The organism is Aquimarina addita, from assembly GCF_039539305.1.
GTDB lineage: Bacteria > Bacteroidota > Bacteroidia > Flavobacteriales > Flavobacteriaceae > Aquimarina > Aquimarina addita.
Genome location: NZ_BAABCW010000003.1, coordinates 34,849 through 57,152 on the forward strand (window position 1 = coordinate 34,849; position 22,304 = coordinate 57,152).

Below are 22,304 nucleotides of genomic sequence, written 5' to 3' on the forward strand. Positions count from 1 at the left end.
AAAATAAGAATTGACAATTGTTAATTAAAACATAAACTATTAGGATGTGATAGTATTACTATTAAATTTGCAATCTAAATATGAAAAACTTAAATATACAGATCACTATTGAATCAGAATTCTATACTAAGAATCCGGAATCTTCTGATTTAGGACGTAGAATAGTCTCTCATAGTATTGAGATGATTGATGAATTAGGCTTTGAAGCTTTTACTTTCAAAAAATTGGGTCAACGCATTAATTCTAATGAAAGCTCTATTTATAGATATTTTGAAAGCAAACACAAATTATTAATTTATTTAATGTGTTGGTATTGGAGTTGGGTAGAGTATAAAATGGTTTTTGCAACAAATAATATTCCTGAGGCAAAAGATAAACTACAAACCGCTATTAGAATATTAACGCAAAAAGTAATGGAGGATAATGCTTTTTCCTATATCAACGAAGTTGTATTACATCGTATTATTATAGCTGAATCGTCTAAAGCATATCATACAAAAGATGTAGATGAACAAAATAAAAAAGGTTTTTTTAAACCTTATAAACGTGTAGTGCAGCGTGTAAGCGATTTTGTAATTGATATAAACCCTGATTTCAAATTTCCTCATATGTTGATCTCTACCATAATAGAAGGATCTCATCAGCAGCGTTATTTCTCAGAGCATTTACCTGCACTAACGGATTATGAAAAAGGAAAAGAAAATATTATACAATTTTACAACGATTTAACGTTTAAAACAATTGCATCATGAGAGATGATAGCAAATACTTACGTCAACATTTAGGACATATCATCCTTGTTCTTTTAACGGCTGCTATCTTTATACAGCCTATTTTCGATTTTTCTTTGGACTCACAATCAGAAGTTGAATATTACGATACAGAAGGAGAAAATGATATCTCTGAAAATCTAGAAAACGATCTGCAAAACATAGAATTACACCCTGTTTCTCCATTATTTTTATATATAGGTAATTATTATAAGCGAGCATCATTTTTTGATCGTGATATCAATTATAAGGGTTTTAGAAGAAAAAATCATATCCCACCGCCAGAACATTCCTGTTCATTTTACGTATAAATATCAATTAAGTTTCTATACCAAACAATGACAAAGTCAATAAAAAAAGAAATTTAGTTTGGTATTATTATTTTCTATTAAAAAAAGGCTTTCAGTTTTGCGTTAATAGATCACTAATTTTAAAATTGAGAATCAATAGAATTTCACATTAGACCAAAAACCTTAACACGTTTAACATCCAATTAAATGAATACTACCATTCTATCATCCTGGCAACGATTTATAGGTCTTTTAAAACTGGACAAAAAAGATATTAAGCAAATATTCTATTATGCCATCTTTGCAGGACTTGTAGCACTATCGCTTCCTTTAGGAATACAAGCAATTATCAATTTAATTCAGGGTGCACAAGTATCCTCTTCCTGGATTATTCTCGTCATTCTTGTTACTTTTGGAGTTGGGTTTCAAGGTGCTTTACAAATCATGCAAAAACGTATTCTGGAAAACGTTCAGCAAAAAATATTTACACGTTCTTCTTTTGAGTTTGCTTACCGGTTTCCTAAGATCAAAATGTCTGAATTACGCAATTATTATCCCCCAGAATTAGCGAATCGTTTTTTTGATACACTAACTGTACAAAAGGGATTATCAAAGATTCTTATTGATTTTCCGGCTGCCATTTTACAAATCATCTTCGGACTTGCGCTTCTCTCTTTTTACCATCCATTTTTCATTATTTATGGACTTCTATTGATCATATTGATCTATATCGTATTTAAATATACTGCAAAAAAAGGGTTAGATACCAGTTTAAAAGAATCTAAAAGTAAGTACCGAGTAGCCCATTGGATTCAGGAAATTGCTCGTTCTCTAATTAGTTTTAAACTTTCTGGAAAAACTAAACTCGCTATGTCACGCAATGATGAACTCACTACAGCATATCTAAATGCTAGAGAAAATCACTTTAGAATTTTATTACAGCAATTTAGTTTGATGATTGTATTTAAGATTTTAGTTACTGCAGGGCTTTTGGTCATCGGAGGATTACTGGTATTGAATCAACAAATGAATATCGGGCAATTTGTAGCCGCAGAAATTATTATATTATTAGTAATTGGATCTGTTGAAAAATTAATTGCAGGGTTAGAATCATTTTATGATGTACTTACTTCTTTAGAAAAAATAGGTCAGGTAGTAGATAAAGATTTAGACGTACAAACAGGTATCGATCCTTTTAATACTAAAAACAGTTTCAGAGTAGAATTAGACGATATAACGTATATTACTGCTGATCAAAACACAATTTTAGAAGATGTTAGTTTTACTATCACTATAAAAGATAGAATTTTATTAACTGGACCTTCAGGATCTGGAAAAACAACATTACTCAAAATTATTTCTGGTCTAATTAGCCCGACTCATGGAGCTATGTATGTAAATGACATTGCATTAAAAGGTATTATGCCTAATGCATACCGAGCAGAAATAGGACAAGTACTTCCTGATCAAACTCCTTTTGAAGGAACAATCTTAGAAAACATCACATTTGGCAAAGAAGATATTCCACAAGATCAAATTCATTGGGTGTTAAAAAATCTTGGACTATTAAATTTTGTAAAAAAACAACCTTTAGGTCTAAAAACAATACTATATCCTGAAGGGCAACAGATCCCATATACAATCAGTAAACGAATCATTCTTGCCAGAGCAATTATACATACCCCTAAACTACTACTTCTGAAGGATCCTTTAGATCATTTTGAAAAAGAAGAGGCGCAGGAAATCATTAATTTCCTGACTTCTCCAGAAAGACCGTGGGGAATCATTGTATCCAGTAGAAACGAATGTTGGGAAATAGACATTAATAGGACAATTCATTTGAATGAAGGTATCATAACCATAAAAGACAACGTGTAATGCTTAATATCTCTAATAATAAACTTAATCAGAAAGTGACGCTGGATGGATATGATGCTTTCAAGAAAGCTTTTACTTCTAATCACTATAAATTTTTTAATCGCTTTTTAGCTGTTTTTGCAATTTTAGCCTTCATTACTTTATTTCTGCCCTGGACACAAAATGTAACAGGTAATGGTTTTATAACTACTTTAAAACCGGATCAAAGACCACAGACTATACAATCCAGAATTCCGGGACGTATTGAGAAATGGTATGTACAGGAAGGAGATTTTGTAAAAGAAGGAGATACTATTCTCTTTATCTCAGAAATTAAAAATGAATATCAGGATCCACTCTTACTAGAGCGAACTCAAATACAGCGAGATGCCAAAAGCCGATCCGTTACTTCGTATCAGGAAAAAGTAAAAGCTTTGAACGGTCAGATTGCTGCATTATCCCGCGAGCGAATATTAAAATTAGAACAAAGTGAAAACAAGCTGAAACAAGCTTACTTAAAAGTGACAAGTGACAGTATTGATCTGGAAGCTGTAAAAACTAATTTTAATATTGCACAATTGCAATATGATCGAACAGCAACTTTACAACAAGAAGGATTAAAAGCAATCACTGATGTAGAAGAAAAACGATTAAAACTTCAGGAAATGCAAGCTAAGTTAATATCCCAGGAAAATAAATTGTTAGCCAGCAAAAATGAAGTGTTGAATGCTACTATAGAAATTAATAGAATCTCTGCGCAATATGCAGACAAGATTGCCAAAGGACAAAGTGATAAATTCAGTGCAGAATCTAATCAGTATGATACAGAAGCGCAAGTTTCTAAGCTAGACAATCAATCTACTAATTATGAAATGCGAAATGCATTATATTACATAAAAGCACCACAAGATGGGTTTATTAATAAAGCATTAATTGGTGGGCTCGGAGAAACTTTTAAAGAAGGTGAAAAATTAGTTAAGATCATGCCAACTAATTATGAACTTGCTGTAGAAACTTTTGTGGATCCAATAGATCTGCCTTTAATCCACCTGGGAGAACGCACGAGAATTCAGTTTGATGGTTGGCCCGCAATATTTTTTAGTGGATGGCCTAATGCTTCTTTTGGAACTTATGGTGGTAAAGTAGTAGCCATAGAAACCTTTATTAGCGACAATGGAAAATTTAGAATCCTTATTGCTCCAGACAAGTCTGAAAACGAATGGCCAGAAAACATTAGAGTAGGTTCTGGAGCATATACTATCTCTCTATTAAAAGATGTTCCTATCTGGTATGAGCTTTGGAGACGTCTTAATGGCTTCCCACCAGATTATTATACACCAGATGATAAAAAAAATGTGGCAACTAAAGAAAAGAAATAAATGAATATAAGAATTCAATATTTGATATTATTACTGATACTCTCTATTTCTGGATATGGACAATCTGAAGCTATACTGCAGGAAGAAATATTATCATTTGAAGAATATCTGGGATATGTGAAACAACAGCATCCATTAATTAAACAGGCTGAATTAACACTAAGTGTAGGAGAAGCAAATCTTTTAAAAGCCAGAGGTGGCTTTGATCCAAAAATTGAAGTAGATTATGATCGAAAGAAATTTAAAGGCACAGAATATTATGATGAGCTAAATGCGGCTTTCAAAATCCCAACTTGGTACGGAATTGAATTCAAAGCCAATTTTGAAGAAAACTCAGGAACATTTTTAAATCCAAATCTTACGGTACCCGATGACGGTTTATACAGTGCTGGTGTATCCTTTTCATTAGCTCAGGGATTTCTTATGAATGACCGTATGGCGACATTAAAAAAGGCAAAATTCTTTAGAGAGCAAACAAAAGCAGAGCGTGATTTACAAGTTAACACCTTAATTTTTGAAGCTAGTAAAGTCTATTTTGAATGGTTAGAAGCAACCAATGAGCAACGTATTTATGAAACTTTTCTCGCTAATGCTAATCAAAGATTTATCGCAATCAAACGTAGTGTAGAAGTTGGTGACAAAGCAGCTATTGATTCTGTTGAAGCCAAAATAACATTCCAGAACCGCCGGCTTAGTCTAGAAGCAGCTCGATTAAAAAGAAGAAAAGCTACACTCAAAGCAAGTAATTACTTATGGATCAATAATATTCCTATGGAGATCCAGGAGTATGTTACTCCTGTGATTCCAGATCAAGCTATATTAGAATCTTCCTTAAAGTTAACGGGTATTACAAATACAGCATCTTTTTTGGAAAATCATCCAAAGTTAAGAGCAATGGATAATAAAATAGAAAGCCTGAATGTAGACCGATCTCTCAAAAGAAACAAATTGTTACCACGTCTGGACTTACAATATAATTTCCTAAATACAGAGTATGACCAAATAAGCACTTTTAATACAGCTAACTATAAAGCAGCACTCACATTTAGTGTGCCTCTATTTTTACGAAAAGAACGTGGAGATTTAAAATTATCTAATTTAAAGATACAGGATGCTAATTTTCAGCGTGCTTCTGAAGCATTAACTATACAGAACAAAATAGAAGCTATGAATGCAGAAATAGCTTCGCTAGAACTTCAAAATGACTTAGTTGATGCTGTTGTGCAAAATTATACAGCACTAGTTATGGCAGAAGAAAGAAAATTTGCACTAGGAGAAAGCTCCTTATTCCTTATCAATAGTAGAGAAGGGAAATTAATAGACGCTCAGCTCAAAGAAAATCAGCTTCAGGTAAAATTATTGACTTCTAATGCCGGTTTATACAATGCTTTAGGACTTACAGAAGATCTAACGGTGAATTGATTATAAACCCTTAGTTATCGAACAAAAATAAATTTGGTCATACGATTTTAACCTCATCCATAAAATTTTTAATTCAGATTCTATATATTTCTATTTCTTACCTGACAAAAACCAATTCGTTAGCTTTAACTGTATGCTCCTCACTAAATCCGTATCCATCATAGTTAAAACCTTTTAAGTCATCCACGGTTTTAGCTCCTGTATCAACAATATAACGCACCATCATACCTCTTGCCTTTTTTGCAAAGAAGCTTATAATCTTTAATTTATCTCCTTTCCAATCCTTAAACTGTGGAGTGATTACCGGTACTTTCAATGTTTTCTTATCAATGACACTAAAATATTCATTACTCGCCAGGTTTATGAATAACTCATCAGCTTCCATTTCATCATTGAGATATTCTGTTACATCTTTTTTCCAAAACTCATATAAGTTGATTTTACTTCCTACTTTTAACTTTGTTCCCATTTCTAATCTATACGCTTGGATCAAATCTAATGGCTTGAGAATTCCATATAATCCAGAAAGTATTCGTAGCGTATCTTGTAGAATCGGCAATTTGTCAGATGGGATAGTATAACTATCCAATCCGGTATACACATCTCCATTAAAAGCATAAACAGCTGGTCTCGCATTTTCTGGATTAAAAGGTAATTTCCAATCTTGATTACGCTGCCAGTTTAATTGCGCCAGCTTATCACTAATACTCATTAATTCAGAAAGCTTTTTAGGGCTTTTTTTCTGCAAAACAGTATTCAATTTCTCAGACGATGATAAAAAAACAGGTTCTGTATATTGTTTAGTTGGCAATGTGGTTTCAAAATCCAATGACTTGGCAGGAGATACTACAATTTTCATTTTTTATTACTTTTAGATTTTCAAAAATACAATAGCAATTTGACAAATAAAATGAGCCAATGTATTTCTTTTTTATGCAGGTATTTTAAAAATTTATATCATATTAATTTAAAAATAACTACTTGTATAAATTACTTAGGAATGAACTACCCTGCCCCAAGTATACGAGGTATCAAAAATAAGATCGTTTCACTATAAAAATCAGTAAACAAGACTTCATTACCTTAATTCTTGGGTCTAATTATGTTAATGCTATGCGCTACACTCGAGACAAAGTCACTGGAAATTCTATTGAAATTGGTTTTGTGTATATCAACCCTTGGAAACTCATCCTTGATTTCCTCCATAATATCCAATTAGCAACCAGAATAAGCTGGACAAAACACTTAACACAAAAAGAAAAATCCCATAATATCTTGTTGGTTTACTGAATTTATACATTTTATCATTCTCGTATTCTTTCTTTCTAAAAATTATATAAGAGCTGGTTAGGAGTCCGATCCATGTAAGCGAGGAAACTATCAAAATGATTTTTGCCCACCACGGAATCTCATGTGATGGTTCTTCTCTTTTATATAAGACCAAAAACATTGGGAAAACAAAAACTGAAAGAATTAGTATGAGTAATATGAGCGTTTGCCAAAAACCTATCATAGCGGTAAAAATATCATTAAATGTATCGTTTTTTTAAAATAACCTGATCTGTAACTTAGTTACAAAACAAATAAAATGTTCTAATAAAAAAAAGCCCATGCTAATGCACGGGCTTGTGTTTTTAAAAGAGTCAAATGTATATTATAATACTTTCACGTTTACCGCGTTCAATCCTTTTTTACCTTCTTGTAAATCAAACTCTACTTCGTCGCCTTCGCGAACCTCGTCGATTAATCCTGAGATGTGTACGAAATGATCTTTGTTTGATCCTTCTTCTGTGATGAATCCAAATCCTTTGGAGTCATTAAAAAATTTTACTGTTCCTTTGTTCATTGTAAATAATTAAAGGGCGAAGATAATATTATTTATGTTAGTATCCGCAGATTTTAAAAAAATAAAGTATTTAATAACATTAATTTAATACTTTACCTGGATTAAAACAACTTATCGGAAAGCATTGATCAGCACTTCGCTTACTTATTGTTGTATTTATTTCTACAGTATTCTTTTATGAATTATACTCAAAAATCAGGATTCTAATTGGTTTTTAGCATACTTCCTCCAGCGCTCGATACATTGCTGCATATCCTCTGGTATTGGAGCTTCAAAAAACAATTTCTCTCCAGTTACCGGATGTATAAAACCTAATGTTCTGGCATGCAATGCTTGTCTGGGTAGTACTTTAAAACAATTATCCACAAATTGTTTATACTTAGTAAATGTAGTTCCTTTTAAAATTCTATCACCTCCATAACGAGCATCATTAAATAAAGTATGACCAATATATTTCATATGTACACGGATCTGATGTGTACGCCCTGTTTCTAATCTACAGGAAGCTAAGGTAACATATCCTAACTGTTCTAAAACCTTATAATGAGTTACTGCTGGTTTCCCTCTATCAGCTTCATCTCCTACAAAAACTGTGTTTTGTAACCTGTTTTGAGGATGTCTTCCTATATTTCCTTCTATAGTACCTTCATTTTCTGACATAGCACCCCAAACAATTGCCAGATATTCTCGTTGTGATGTTTTGTTAAAAAACTGTCTGGACAAATGGGTCATTGCCTCCTCCGTTTTGGCCACAACTAATAATCCACTGGTATCTTTATCAATACGATGTACTAATCCAGGACGATCACTACTATTATTAGGTAAATTATCAAAATGATATATCAATGCATTAATTAATGTGCCAGAATAATTACCATGACCAGGATGCACCACCATGCCCGCTGGTTTATTCACCACTAATAAAGCATCATCCTCATATACAATATCTAACGGAATATTCTCTGGAGTCAATAGGTTTTCATAAGGCGGATGTGCAAATAAAACACGAACTACATCATTGGGTTTTACTTTATAATTAGATTTTACCGCAACATCATTTACAAAAACACTTCCGTCTTTTGCAGCCTGTTGTATCTTATTTCGAGTTGCATTTTCGATAAAATTCATCAAAAACTTATCTACCCTAAGCGGAACTTGCCCCGGTTTTGCTATAATATTATGGTGCTCGTATAGATCATCTTCATTACGATCATCGTTTCTGTTATCTATGTTCTCTTCCAAAAAAATATGAATTGTTAGTGTATATCAAGTTATAATTAAATGAGTATGCAAAAGATACTATACAATTATAGAAATAGACACAATCATTAGTTTACAACTTTTAAAACTATTGTATTTTGTATCTTATTAATTATCCGATGAAAGATTAACCCGGCTTCCACTCTCATCACCTACTACTAAATCAATTGTTGATGTTTTGGTAAGCTTGTCTCCTGGTTTTATTTTTTTTCCTTTATATCTAAGTTCTAAAACCAAACTAGACATATCGGGCACTTTAGTAATAGTACCTATTTTAAAACCAAGTGCTTTCAATTTTGGTTCTGCTTGCCGTTGCGTTCTCATTACTACATTAGGAACTTCTACTTTTCTATAACCTGAAGGATTTAATGTTACATAGATTTTACGATTTTCTTTGACCATATTACCCGCTACAGGGTTTTGTTCTATAACAGAATACTTAGGATAATCCGGATTAAAATTAGTAGAATCCTGAACTTCGAATCGTAAACTTTTATCCTCAAGTATTGTAGCTACTTCATCTAACGTTTTTTTACTCAAACTAGGAACCACAATACGTTGATCATGGTTTGTAGAACTATTTAACCACTGTAAGGCAACAAAGCAAAAGATAGCGGTAAGGGCTACAGCAATTACTAATTGAATAAGAAACATCTTACTCCAAATAAATCTAAATAAGTTCTTGATAAAATCCATGAATCAATTAATAGTTTACGCAAATATATAAAAACGGAAAGTTTTTAGCTTTTGTTATTCAATAAATGATATTTTTGTTTGTAAACCACAGTAATGAAAAAAAATATTGCCATCCTTATGGGGGGATACTCCAGTGAATTTGATATTTCTATTAAAAGTGGTAATGTCGTTTACAAACATCTGGATAAAGACAAATACCTACCTTTTAGAGTACATATTACCAAAGAAGCATGGTTTTATGTTGATGAAGAAGGTAACCATCATCCTATTGATAAAAACGATTTCTCTTTAACCATTAATGAATCTAAAATCATTTTTGATGCTGCTTTTAATATTGTACACGGCACGCCTGGTGAAGATGGACTGCTTCAAGCATATTTTGAGTTAATCGGTATTCCGCAAACCGCTTGTGACTTCTATCCTGCTGCTCTAACGTTTAATAAACGAGATTGTATCAGCACATTAAGACCTTATGGAATTCTAACTGCTACTAACTATTTTCTAAATGAAGGAGATCATGTCGATCCGGAAGCTATATTAGAAATAGTTGGGTTACCTTGTTTTGTAAAAGCAAACAAAGCTGGGAGCAGCTATGGTGTATCTAAAGTAAAGAAGATAGAAGAATTACAACCTGCTATAGACATAGCCTTTAAGGAAGATGACGAAATTATTATCGAATCTTTTCTTAGTGGAACAGAAGTATCTGTGGGTGTGATCACTTATAAAGGAGAAGATATTGTCCTGCCAATTACTGAAATTGTTTCTGAAAATGAATTTTTTGATTATGAAGCTAAATATTTAGGGAAATCTCAGGAAATTACTCCCGCAAGATTATCAAAAGAAGATACCGAAAAAGTAAAAAAGCTGGCACTAAAAGTGTATCAACTTTTAAAGATGAAAGGATTTTCAAGAAGTGAATATATTTTTCATAATGGTGAACCTCATTTTGTAGAAATGAATACCAATCCCGGATTTAGTGAAGCCAGTATTTTACCGCAACAAGCAATTGCAGCTGGAATCAGCTTGCAGGAATTACTGACTAATACAATTGAGGAATGTATTACCAAATAAGTGTATTGAAATTCATTATACAGAATTCTTGATTATAGATTATGAATTCTATATTTGTATCTTACTAAATTCATATACTTATGAGAAGAGCTGTCTTTCCGGGTTCATTTGATCCTATTACCTTAGGACACTACGATATTATCGAAAGAGGACTCACTCTTTTTGATGAGGTTATCTTAGCTATTGGTGTAAATGCAGAAAAAAAATACATGTTTTCTCTGGAAGAGCGAACTCATTTTATCAAAGAAGCTTTTAAAAATGAGGAAAGAATAAAAGTAATGACTTATAAAGGTCTAACAGTGGATTTTTGTCAACAGCAAAATGCACAGTTCATTTTAAGAGGATTAAGAAATCCAGGAGATTTTGAGTTTGAGAAAGCCATCGCACATACCAATAGAAAATTATCCGAGATAGAGACTGTATTTTTATTAACCTCATCAGGAAAAAGTTACATTTCCTCTTCTATCGTTCGCGATGTGATCCGAAATGGCGGTAATTACACAGGACTTGTTCCCGATACTGTTAAGGTAAAACCATTCTTAAAATAGATATTCTCAGAATCGATATTAACTGAATATTCAATAATTTCTTACTTTTTAATTAATTTTAACTTATATCATATATCCTTATAGGTAAAAATTAAACCTTTTCTGCTTATTTTAGTCTAATAATAAAGACTAGAAAGATGACGAAAAGCCTAAGCGATAAGCAAATACAACACCTTTATTGGAGAGCTGGTTTTGGCATAACTTCAAAAGAATTAGCGTCTATCAGAACCTTCTCTAAAGAAAAAATCATTGATCAATTATTTTATGAAAGCAAACAAAGTACCCCTTTGTCAATGGATTTATCCATGCTTGAAAAAAATCAAAAAGAACTAACACAAGAAGAAAAAAAACAATTTAGAAAAGTACGGAATCAAAAATTATATGATCTCAATATCTTATGGATTGAACAACTAATTAACACTAAACAGGTACTTCGAGAAAAGATTGTACTGTTTTTTCATAATCATTTTGCCGTTCGTCTAAAAAATCCAAGAGCCTGCCTGCACCTTAATAATGTAGTTCGTGAACATGCCTTGGGAAATTTTGGAGACATGCTTATGGAAGTCTCTAAATCTCCTGCCATGCTTATTTTTTTAAACAATAGGCAAAACAGAAAAAACAGTCCCAATGAAAATTTTGCACGAGAGGTTATGGAACTTTTCACTCTGGGAAGAGATAATGGATATACAGAAAAAGACATCAAAGAGGCTGCGCGAGCATTTACAGGATGGAATTTTGACAAAACAGGAGCCTTTGTATTTAAAAAAAATCAGCACGATGATGGAAGCAAAACTGTTTTAGGAAAAACCGGGAATTTTAGAGGTGAGGATATTATTAAAATTTTATTAGAAGAAAAGCAAACTGCCAGATACATTACAGAAAAAGTGTATACTCATTTTGTAAATGACACTCCAGACACAAAGCATATTGAAAAACTAACGGACATTTTCTATACCTCCAATTATAGCTTAGAACAACTATTCAAAACATTATTTTCTAGTGATTGGTTTTACAAAGCGTCTAATATAGGAGTAAAAATAAAATCTCCGATTGAATTAATAACGGGTATTAGCAGACAGTTTTATGTGACCTATGAAAACCCTAAAGTTTTATTATACTTACAACGTAAGCTTAATCAAACATTATTTTACCCTCCTAATGTTGCGGGGTGGCCAGGAGGTACATACTGGATTGATAACTCTACATTAATGTTACGCCTTAAACTAGCATCTGTAACTCTTAATAAAGGAGTGATCGAATGGACTGACAAAGGAGATATGCCAGAAGATACATTAATGAAAATGGAATTCAATAAAAAAATGAAATCCCAAATAGAGAAAAAAGTAAAAGCTACTCCTGATTGGCAACAATTTATAACTCTACTGGAACAGAAAGACAAAAACGCATTAATTGAGTTTTTAATACAACCTCAGTTATCTAATGGAGCGACAACTGTCATTGCTCAATTAGGTGAGACTAACACCAAAGATCTAACAATAGAACTACTAAGCCTACCAGAATATCAACTTTGTTAAAACATGTAGAAGATGGACAGAAGAAATTTTTTAAAACAATCAATATTTGCATCTGGAGTAACCTTAGTCCCTTCTTTTTTAAAAGGTATGGAATTACTCACTCCTGATCAACTATCCGGATATAGAAATGTAATCATCATCCAATTATCAGGAGGTAATGACGGACTTAATACGATCATACCAATCAGCAATGATATTTATCACAGTCTGCGCCCAACGATTGCAAAGAAAACGGATCAAACCTTAAAAATCACAAATGATCTGGCTTTTAATAATAACCTAAAGGCCATAAAAGAATTATATGATCAAGGCGAAGTCAGTATTATTAATAATGTAGGATACCCTAATCCCAATAGATCCCATTTCAGAAGCGCTGACATTTGGCAGACAGCAAGTAACACTAACGAGTATCTTGCCACAGGATGGATAGGCCGATATCTGGATGCCAATTGTCAAAATCCATATGAAGCTATAGAGGTAGACAGCTCCTTATCACTATCACTAAAAGGAAATATTAAAAACGGAATTGCTGTTTCTGACCCTAACCAATTATATCGTACTACTCGTGAACCTTTTTTTAATTCTATAGTTAATCAAACTAATGAAGAAATGCTTGACGAAAATAATCAAGGGTATCTCTATAAAACGATGCTAGAAACTTATTCTTCCGCATCCTATATTCAAGAAACTTCTAAAATTTACGAAACAAATACGGTATATCCGAAATCAGCATTTGCTAAAAATCTAAAAACTATTGCCGATTTTATTATTTCTGGCCTTAAAACAAGAATTTATTATAGTTCTCTGGGTGGTTTTGACAGCCATGTAAACCAACTTAATAGTCAGGATCGATTACTGGGTATTTATGCTGAGGGTGTTGGTGCTTTAGTAAAAGATCTCAAAAAAAACGATCGTTTTAAAGATACATTAATTCTCACATTTACAGAATTTGGACGTAGAGTAAAACAAAATGGAAGTCGTGGTACAGATCATGGATCTGCTAATAATATAATTGCTATAGGAGGCTCTTTAAAAAAAGCAGGAGTTTATAATGAATTACCTAATTTGTCTGACTTAGATCAAAATGGTGATCTAAAATATAGTATTGATTTTAGAAGTGTCTATGCAACTATTCTTTCTAATTGGTTAAAAGTAAATGACAAAACAGTACTGAATAAGAGCTTTGAGAAGTTACAATTTATATGAATAATTCAAAAATTGATGAAATGTTTTCTCTCTGGTTTATCTCAATATTCATTTAAGAATAATGCGTCATCATATTGACGTACAATATCCTTAAATCCTTCTGAACCCGATACAACAGGATGAACTGAGTGGTCCTTTTTTGACACTATTATAATTAAAATTTGTCTTTTCTGAAATCTGTATTAAAAATAATGCCCAACTGTAATCTATCAAAATTTTGTCCAGTAAAATGATTTTTCAGATACCCTAGTTGAATACTTAAATTTGATTTTGCCAGATAACCAACTGCTCCATATAATCTGTTCTGACCAAAAATAGGTTCTTGTAGATTGATAAAAACTTCATCATATACATTTAGAAACCATTTATTATTTAATGGATATGTTAGTTGCAATCTATAACGTGCTCTATGTTCTACAAAATCATCCAGCTGTGTACTGATATAACGTTGTTCCAGTCGATATCGATGTTCAAATTTTATTTTACCTAAAATATTCTTAAGAATGAATTGCTCAAATAATCTATGTTCATTAGTGTTTTCTTCTCCAGAAATATCTTCAAAAGTTCCATCGGTATTAATATATCCATATCCCATGGTAGCAATCGCATTTTCATTAAGATGATAATTTAAACCTGTTCGTAATAATAGCTGATTAAAAGTATTGACCATTTCATAAAACCTAAATTGCGCTTCAGAATGAATACTTAATTTATCTGAGATTTGATTCGTACCAAAATACATATACCAAGCACCTGGATCATTTTCACCTGTTTCTTGAGCATTGGTATGTGTAACCGATATTAGAATCGCAATAACTAGAATAATTCTTTTCATAGTATAATAACCACCCTGTATGCAATTAGACCAAAAATCGTTAGTCTTAGTAAAATTCTGTTAGAATTTTGTGATAAGAACTAAGTTTCAGCATATATGCATAAGGGTGAATTGATTTTTGTTTTATGGTGTTGTTTCTTCTGGTTTAGTTTCGGCTTTTTGGTCCTTGATGATTTCTGATCCAGATCCTTTTAGATAAGTATCTAAGAATTTTAGAATTCTACTGTATGCTTCAAGTTGATTTTCCTTTTTTACAAAACCATGACCTTCATCTTCAAATAAGACATACTCTACAGGTACACCATTTTTCTTAACTCCTGCTACAATTTCATCTGATTCCACTTTTAATACACGTGGATCTTGAGCTCCTTGTAATACAATTAATGGTTTTGTCACTTTTTCTGTATGAAATAATGGAGAAATCTTACGAAGTCTAACTGAATCAATCGTATTGGGGTTTCCCATTTCTATATACAAAGCTTCTTTAAATGATTCCCACCATGGTGGTATGCTTTTTAATGTTCTTAACCAGTTAGTTACTCCATATATATTTACACCTACTTTAAAATCTTCTGGTGCATAAGTAAGTGCTGCCATAGTCATATAGCCACCATAAGAACCTCCAATGATTCCGATTTTATCAGCGTCAATTATATCTTGTTGTGCCAACCAATCTTTTCCAGCAATACAATCTTTTAAGTCCTTGTCTCCATGGTTTTGATCATCCATTTTATAAAATGTTTTTCCATAACCACTACTACCTCTATTGTTGACGGCCAGGATAGCATATCCATGATTTACATAATATTGAATTTGGGAGCTAAATCCTTGTCTTGATTGCCCTCCGGGACCACCGTGTACCCAAACCAACGCAGGAACTTTATGGTCAGCAGTAGCCTGTTTTGGTTTGTAATATATAGCTGGCACCTCTAATCCATCAAATGATTTAAAACGTACCACCTCAGATGCTACCAAATGATCTGCATTGATATCTTTATTAAGTACATCGGTTAGTTGATGGTGCTCTTTTGAACTAAGATCATACGAATATACATTTGTAGGTGTACTTGATCCTGCAATATTGAGAAGAGCCATAGATTCATCTCTTGAGAACCTGGCACGATTGATTGTTTGATCCTTTATCTCAGGAAAAACAATATTTTTTCCAGTAGCTACCTCTTTTACATCCATTACCGTTTTAGCATCTTCATTAGTAAACATTACCTGATATTTTCCGTTTCTGGTAAAGTAAAATGAAGTAATATCCCAATCTTTTGCTATCACCTTTTCTTTGGTCCCATCAGCAAGATTGTATTTCATTAAATAACTAAACTCAGCATTATGATCTGTAGTATAATAAAATGCTGCATTATCCGGAGAAAAATCTTCTGGAGAATTACCGCTTATGGTATCATTTATTTTGATTTTTTCTTTTGTTTCTGTGTTCAAAAGATATAGATCATCATCATTAGTCGTTACTGATTTGATTAGTGCAATATATTTTCTGTCATCAGACATTCCACCAAAATTCATTCCTTCAGTATTCTGATAGATCATTTTAGATGTAAAATCAGCTATATTTAATTCATAATGATCCATATATTTCGGATCTCTTTCATTACTACCATAAAAAAAGCTTTTACCGTCTTTTGACCACCCTCTGAACAAGGCTCTCACATCTTTCTCTGGAGTCAGACATTTAATCCCAGAACTATCTTTGAGAAAGATTTTAAATATTTCGTCACCATTACCATCCATTCTAAATAGAATTCTATCATCTTCTGGAAAATATGAAATCCCAAAAACGGAAGAACTATCCGATTTAGTCACCGGGATAAGTTCTCCACCCTTAGCCGATGTTGTATATACATTATAGATACCAGAACGATTACTGGTCATCAACACTTTGGATTTATCATTAGAAAAACCATTGGCAAATGCGTTTTCATTATCCATAAATTGTTCAATAGAATATTCTGCTATTGCAACTGATTGAGGGATTTCTTCTTTCTTTTCCTTTTTGCAGGCATAGAATATAAATACTCCAAGTCCTAAAATAATTAGTTTTTTCATGTGCGACTGTTTTATTTGATTGTGAACTTCTTTATTTCTTTGAAAGGGGATGATTCTAATTTTTCTATCGTAGATTGATAAAGTTTCCAGTCATCACTAAAGAAACTATTAGTTTTCTCCAATGCATCTGTTAAAGCATCTTCCACTTGCTTTATCAAAGTTTTTTCAGTAGCGGTCAACCCTGTTTGGCGACTACTAACATATCTTTCTGCAGTACTCAATCGTTGCATGATAGTCACCTCTGGATTGCGCGTAATCCCTTGTCTTTTATCTTCTTTTCCTATAAACATAGCTGCAGTAGAATCAATTTTTTTAACAATTTCCTTAGAAGATTTTATTTCGTTCTTAAACTTCTCTTTATCCAGTATTTTTAGTTCTTTCTTATATTTTAGAGCAACTTCTTTACTTTCTGCCAATTGTTTTACAGCATCTGCGACAGTCTGCATCATCAATTCCAGGTTTTTAGAAGCAGTATAGATTTCATCAATATTTTGCTGAGAAATTTGTAATCTGGGATCCGATTGTATTTCGATGTTAGTTTCAGATCTTTGATCTCCATACTCCACAACCACTTTATAAAATCCTGGTTTAACTGGCACTCCTCCTGGCTCTTCTTTAGATTTTTGGATTGTTCTGGATGGACGATCTGCTCCTTTTTCATCCATAAGCCATTGCATTTTATGAATTCCTGTAGAATCTGGTGCTTTTTGTTTCAATGTTCTGATCAATCGAGTGTTATCATAAATTTTTAAATGAATAGAATCCCATTTTATTTTGTTTTCACCTTCTTCACGTTCTTCATCTTCCTCATCTTCGTCTTCATTTTTTTTAGGTTCCTCTTTTTTCTTTTCCTCTATAGTCACAAAATAAGAAATATGTGCTCCAAACTCACGGTTTTCTCCATTATACAAAGCATCACCACCAAAACGACTGCCAGTAGGTTGTTGATAGGCTGCCTGATAAGCTACGGGAGGGCTAAAAACATGTATTTTTTGATTCAAAATACTTTTGTTTTTTGCTAATGCCCGCAATGGCTTAATATCATCTAATACCCAAGCAGCTCTGCCAAAAGTGCCGATCACTAAGTCATGCTCTCTCGGTTGAATCACCAGATCTTTTACAGAAACTGTAGGAAAACCTGAGGTCCATTTTATCCACTTATTTCCAGCATCCAGAGAAATATATAGTCCATCGTCTGTTCCTAAAAACAATAAGTTTTTTTCTATTGGGTCTTCTACAATACTAAGCGCATAGCTCTTTACATCATTAGCATCTACAATACGTTGCCACGTTTTACCATAATCAATGGTTCTATAGGCATATGGGGTATAATTAAACCTTCTATAATCATTAGCTACTAATAATGCTTCTCCTTTTTTCTTATTAGAAGCTTTGATCTGCACAATCCAACTACCTGTAGGTAAACCTTTTATATTTTTAGAAACATCAGTCCAGCTCGTTCCTCCATTTTGAGTCATATGCACACGGCCATCATCAGTTCCTGCCCATAGCATATTTTGTTCTAATGGGGAAGGTTCTATCACTAAAACAGTACAATGATTTTCTGCTCCAGTTGCATCCATAGTTAATCCCCCGCTTTCTGCTTGCTTCAATTTTTCAGGGTTATTTGTAGATAAATCAGAAGAGATGATTTCCCAGGTTAGCCCCTTGTCCTTACTTTTATGCACAAATTGACTTCCAAAATACAGGGTTTTATTATCAAAAGGATCTATATTGATCGCAGCATTCCAGTTAAAGCGAAGTTTTACTGTTGGATCTGGATGTGTTGGTTTAACGGTATAATTATTACCTGTCATCCAATCATAACGACTTACAAATCCTTGCTGACTCATAGACCACCCATATCTGGCATCATCTTTATCTGGCACTACATCAAATCCATCACCAAAAGAAATTTCTTGCCAATAAGAATTTCTAATTCCCTGAGCTTTCCACACATATGCCGGACCACGCCAGCTACCATTATCTTGCATACCACCATAAACATGATAAGGATATTCATTATCGACATTTATATGATAGAATTGTGCAACAGGCAGATTACCAATAAATCTCCACGTTTTTCCTCCGTCGCGTGTGATATTTAGTCCTCCATCATTACCATCAATCATAAAATCTCCATCTTGTGGATGTATCCACCAGGCGTGATGATCAGGATGCACGCCATTATCCACTCCATAAGCAGGCATTAATTGTTTAAAATTCTTACCGCCGTCTTCCGAAACGTTCACATAAGTGAAAACCGAATACACTCTGTTTTCATTTTGAGGATCAACATATATTTCAGAATAATAGAATGGGCGATTACCAATATCTTTTTTATCATTTATTTTTTTCCAGTTAAACCCACCATCCTCAGATTTATACAATGCATTTTTCTTAGCTTCAATTAATGCATATATGATGTTGGGTTTATGTCGAGAGATTGCAATTCCCATGCGCCCCAGCTCTCCTTCAGGTAATCCATCTTTATCTGTTCTTTCTTTCCAGGTTTTTCCTCCATCATGAGTAATAAATAATCCAGAACCCTTACCGCCGGATTTAAAAAACCAGGGGTCACGTTTATGTTCCCACAAAGCAGCAATCAATTTATTAGGATTAGTAGGATCCATTACCAGATCAGCGGCACCAGTTTTAGTATTAGCGAAGAGTATTTTGCTCCAGGTTTCTCCACCATCTGTAGTCTTAAAAACCCCTCTTTCTGGATGCTCTCCCCATGGCGAACCGATTGCTGCTACATATACCGTGTTAGCATCTGTAGGATCTATAATGACTCTATGTATATGCCGGGTTTTTTCTAACCCCATTAATTTCCAATTTTTACCTCCATCTAAGGATTTATAAATTCCATAGCCTCCATTCAAACTATTTCTAGGATTTCCCTCTCCTGTTCCTACCCAGATAACAGAAGGGTTAGATTGCTGAATGGCTACAGCACCTATCGATGCAGTAACTTCTTTGTCAAAAACAGGGTTCCAGGTAATACCTCCAGAAGTAGATTTCCACAATCCGCCAGACGCAGTTCCTGCATAGATAATATCAGGATCTGCAGTAACGACATCTATAGATGTTACTCGCCCACTCATTCCACCAGGACCAATATTACGTGGATTCATATTTTTTACAAGATCCATGGAAAACTCCTGAGCCAAAATAATTGACGATAACATTAAAGTTATTAGAAATAGTAATCTTTTCATTTTGTGATAAGTCGATTAAATATAATTGTATTTGTGAATTAATGTCGATGACTGAAAAAGATGATCATCACCAAATGAAGTATACAATCTATCAATCAGAACATAAGATTGTTCACGCGCAATACAAACACCCATATTCCCCGTATGTATGAAAGATAATTTCTTTTGAAAAAAGTCAAAGATTCTAAGAAATAGCTGTGTTAAAAAGAAAATCATTTTTTAACATTTTTTGATTGATTACCTGATTGTGAGCCTAAAGTTAAGAAAATGCAAGTACGAAACTCTTAAAGGGGTGTTAAGGTAAAAGGAGGAAGAAATATGATAATACGCTGAAGAACTCGCATTAATAAATTAAAGGATTATCATACTACACTTTTAAGACAGCTATTCAATTGCATATTTAATAATAGAAAAGAATCGAGCTACTTATCTAATACAAGATGGTCATTTTAATTGGAAAAAAATAAACGGCATGTTTTTCCTCCGGAAGTAAATCAGAAAGCTTGATTTTAAAAGTACAACGGTACTTTAGTGTAAACATGTATAAAGCTGTAAACAATGGTTATTTCATCACTTTAGCCATTACATGATATCGTGGATCATCTACTGCATGTTCAATTACATTTGCTAATCTGGGTGAAGCTTTAATCATTAGCCCCTGACATTCTTCACTAAGATGCTTAATCCTGATCCTTTTCCCTGCTTCTTCATATTTACCCACTAAATTGAAGATCGCTTCTAGTGCAGAGTGATCACTTACACGAGACTCCATAAAATCAATCTCTACACTTTCTGGATCATTAGTTACATCAAATTTATTATTAAATGCCTGTATACTCCCAAAAAACAAGGGACCCCAGATCTCGTATACTTTAGTTCCATCTTCTTTAATATGTTTTCTCGCACGTATCTTTTTTGCATTTTCCCATGCAAAAACTAAGGCTGAAATAATTACACCTACGAATACTGCAATTGCTAAATCATAAATAACGGTAACCGCAGAAACAATAATTAATACGGCTGCATCTGCTTTTGGAATTTTTCTAAGAATTCTGAAACTCGACCAAGCAAAGGTTTCTATGACCATCATAAACATAACTCCCACTAATGCAGCAATAGGAACTTGCTCTATATAAGTATCTGCAAATAAAATAAATGTCAGTAACGTCAATGCCATCATCACTCCAGAAAGTCGACCCCTACCTCCTGCATTGATATTAATAACTGTTTGACCTATCATACCGCAGCCACCAGTACCTCCACACAAACCACTTAATACATTTCCAAACCCTTGCGCAACACACTCTCTATTACCATTTCCTCTGGATTCTGTAAGTTCATCAACTAAATTCATCGTCATTAAAGACTCTATTAACCCTACAGAAGCTGCTAAAAAAGCATATGGCAAAATAAAAGTAAGCGTATCAGTTGTAAAAGGCAGATATTCCCACAATTCCAGATTTGGCGTAGGGAACTCTCCAGAAAGTCCTTTTCCTCCACCTTCTCTAATATAAGAACCTACAGTACTTGCCGGTAATTTTCCTATAACCACAACCGCTGTAGTTACCAATATTGCTGTAAGAGCAGCAGGAATTTTTGTTGTTAATTTAGGCAATAACCAAACAATTGCCATGGTTAACAAAACCAATCCTATCATCAAATACAATTCAGACCCCTCCATAGGTATTGTCAGGTATTTTTTAACTCCATCAGTTATTTCTAACTTCTTATGAGAGAACATCTTTATTTGTGCTATAAAAATTACAATCGCCAATCCATTTACAAAACCCATCATCACAGAATGCGGAATTAATCTTACGAACCTTCCTAATTTTAAAACCCCTGCTCCTATCTGAATAATCCCCATCAAGATTACAGTTGCAAATAAGTAATAAAAACCCATATTATCTATGGGCGTATCAAATGCTAATCCTTTTGCATGTCCCTCTGAAATCATATGTACAAAAATTACTGCTACAGCTCCAGCGGCTCCTGATATCAAACCAGGTCTACCTCCAAAAATTGCCGCAATCAGCCCTATGATAAAAGCTCCGGATAATGCCATCAAAGGATCTATCTGAGCAACAAATGCAAAAGCCACTACTTCTGGTATCATAGCTAATGATACTGTAATACCAGCTAATACATCATCCTTAGCATTCGGAATAATTTTTCTTACAAACTCAGTCATAATCAATCTATTTTCAGGCTGCAAAAATACAGTTATTTTAAAGCCTGACAAGTAAATAGGACCAGAATCAGAGCTGAATTACAAACTACAACGTTATAGGATGT

The 22,304-nt window shown here is 33.3% G+C and carries 18 protein-coding genes; 9 read left to right on the forward strand and 9 right to left on the reverse strand.

Going from position 1 to position 22,304, the window contains the following annotated elements:
* Positions 1 to 80 precede the first annotated feature (80 nt).
* The 5 genes from ABD816_RS04955 (at position 81) to ABD816_RS04975 (ending at position 5,718) form a co-directional block, all read left to right on the forward strand.
* Positions 81 to 752 carry a TetR/AcrR family transcriptional regulator gene (locus ABD816_RS04955; protein WP_344925268.1) on the forward strand — a complete coding sequence of 224 codons (672 nt, stop codon included), beginning with the start codon at positions 81 to 83 and terminating at the stop codon, positions 750 to 752.
* A complete protein-coding gene (locus ABD816_RS04960) occupies positions 749 to 1,081 on the forward strand; it encodes a hypothetical protein (RefSeq protein WP_344925270.1) in 333 nt (110 codons plus the stop codon). The genes ABD816_RS04955 and ABD816_RS04960 overlap by 4 nt, the downstream gene beginning before the upstream one ends.
* A gap of 186 nt (positions 1,082 to 1,267) precedes the next feature.
* On the forward strand, positions 1,268 to 2,938 hold the full coding sequence (locus ABD816_RS04965) for a peptidase domain-containing ABC transporter (RefSeq protein WP_344925272.1): 1,671 nt from the start codon (positions 1,268 to 1,270) through the stop codon (positions 2,936 to 2,938).
* Positions 2,938 to 4,296 carry an HlyD family secretion protein gene (locus ABD816_RS04970; RefSeq protein ID WP_344925274.1) on the forward strand — a complete coding sequence of 453 codons (1,359 nt, stop codon included), beginning with the start codon at positions 2,938 to 2,940 and terminating at the stop codon, positions 4,294 to 4,296. The genes ABD816_RS04965 and ABD816_RS04970 overlap by 1 nt, the downstream gene beginning before the upstream one ends.
* Positions 4,297 to 5,718 carry a TolC family protein gene (locus tag ABD816_RS04975; protein WP_344925276.1) on the forward strand — a complete coding sequence of 474 codons (1,422 nt, stop codon included), beginning with the start codon at positions 4,297 to 4,299 and terminating at the stop codon, positions 5,716 to 5,718.
* A 97-nt stretch (positions 5,719 to 5,815) separates the two neighbouring features.
* On the opposite strand, the gene yaaA is transcribed toward ABD816_RS04975, so the two are convergent.
* From yaaA to ABD816_RS05000, 5 genes are all read right to left on the reverse strand, one after another.
* Positions 5,816 to 6,577, reverse strand: coding sequence for a peroxide stress protein YaaA (gene yaaA, locus ABD816_RS04980; protein ID WP_344925278.1), 762 nt, complete (start codon positions 6,575 to 6,577; stop codon positions 5,816 to 5,818).
* A 327-nt stretch (positions 6,578 to 6,904) separates the two neighbouring features.
* Complete coding sequence (locus ABD816_RS04985; protein ID WP_344925280.1) at positions 6,905 to 7,231, reverse strand: hypothetical protein; 327 nt, start codon at positions 7,229 to 7,231, stop codon at positions 6,905 to 6,907.
* A 141-nt stretch (positions 7,232 to 7,372) separates the two neighbouring features.
* A complete protein-coding gene (locus ABD816_RS04990) occupies positions 7,373 to 7,564 on the reverse strand; it encodes a cold-shock protein (RefSeq protein WP_024770737.1) in 192 nt (63 codons plus the stop codon).
* A 195-nt stretch (positions 7,565 to 7,759) separates the two neighbouring features.
* Complete coding sequence (locus ABD816_RS04995) at positions 7,760 to 8,806, reverse strand: RluA family pseudouridine synthase (protein ID WP_344925284.1); 1,047 nt, start codon at positions 8,804 to 8,806, stop codon at positions 7,760 to 7,762.
* 126 nt (positions 8,807 to 8,932) lie between these two features.
* A complete protein-coding gene (locus tag ABD816_RS05000) occupies positions 8,933 to 9,520 on the reverse strand; it encodes a PASTA domain-containing protein (RefSeq protein WP_344925286.1) in 588 nt (195 codons plus the stop codon).
* A gap of 93 nt (positions 9,521 to 9,613) precedes the next feature.
* Between ABD816_RS05000 and ABD816_RS05005 the strand changes: the two genes are divergently transcribed.
* From ABD816_RS05005 to ABD816_RS05020, 4 genes are all read left to right on the forward strand, one after another.
* The gene (locus ABD816_RS05005) at positions 9,614 to 10,591 is read left to right on the forward strand and encodes a D-alanine--D-alanine ligase (protein WP_344925288.1); all 978 of its coding nucleotides are present in this window, start codon (positions 9,614 to 9,616) and stop codon (positions 10,589 to 10,591) included.
* Between the two features lie 80 nt (positions 10,592 to 10,671).
* A complete protein-coding gene (gene coaD, locus ABD816_RS05010) occupies positions 10,672 to 11,139 on the forward strand; it encodes a pantetheine-phosphate adenylyltransferase (RefSeq protein WP_344925290.1) in 468 nt (155 codons plus the stop codon).
* A gap of 137 nt (positions 11,140 to 11,276) precedes the next feature.
* Positions 11,277 to 12,674, forward strand: a complete 1,398-nt coding sequence (locus ABD816_RS05015) for a DUF1800 domain-containing protein (protein WP_344925291.1) — start codon at positions 11,277 to 11,279, stop codon at positions 12,672 to 12,674.
* 12 nt (positions 12,675 to 12,686) lie between these two features.
* The gene (locus ABD816_RS05020) at positions 12,687 to 13,880 is read left to right on the forward strand and encodes a DUF1501 domain-containing protein (protein WP_344925293.1); all 1,194 of its coding nucleotides are present in this window, start codon (positions 12,687 to 12,689) and stop codon (positions 13,878 to 13,880) included.
* Positions 13,881 to 14,034: 154 nt separating this feature from the next.
* On the opposite strand, the gene ABD816_RS05025 is transcribed toward ABD816_RS05020, so the two are convergent.
* The 4 genes from ABD816_RS05025 to ABD816_RS05040 form a co-directional block, all read right to left on the reverse strand.
* Positions 14,035 to 14,715, reverse strand: coding sequence for a DUF2490 domain-containing protein (locus tag ABD816_RS05025; protein WP_344925295.1), 681 nt, complete (start codon positions 14,713 to 14,715; stop codon positions 14,035 to 14,037).
* Between the two features lie 123 nt (positions 14,716 to 14,838).
* Positions 14,839 to 16,788 (reverse strand): S9 family peptidase, encoded by a 1,950-nt coding sequence (locus ABD816_RS05030; RefSeq protein WP_344925297.1) that lies wholly within the window; start codon positions 16,786 to 16,788, stop codon positions 14,839 to 14,841.
* A gap of 11 nt (positions 16,789 to 16,799) precedes the next feature.
* Complete coding sequence (locus tag ABD816_RS05035; protein WP_344925299.1) at positions 16,800 to 20,009, reverse strand: VPS10 domain-containing protein; 3,210 nt, start codon at positions 20,007 to 20,009, stop codon at positions 16,800 to 16,802.
* 562 nt (positions 20,010 to 20,571) lie between these two features.
* A complete protein-coding gene (locus tag ABD816_RS05040; RefSeq protein WP_344925300.1) occupies positions 20,572 to 22,200 on the reverse strand; it encodes a SulP family inorganic anion transporter in 1,629 nt (542 codons plus the stop codon).
* Positions 22,201 to 22,304: the final 104 nt, after the last annotated feature.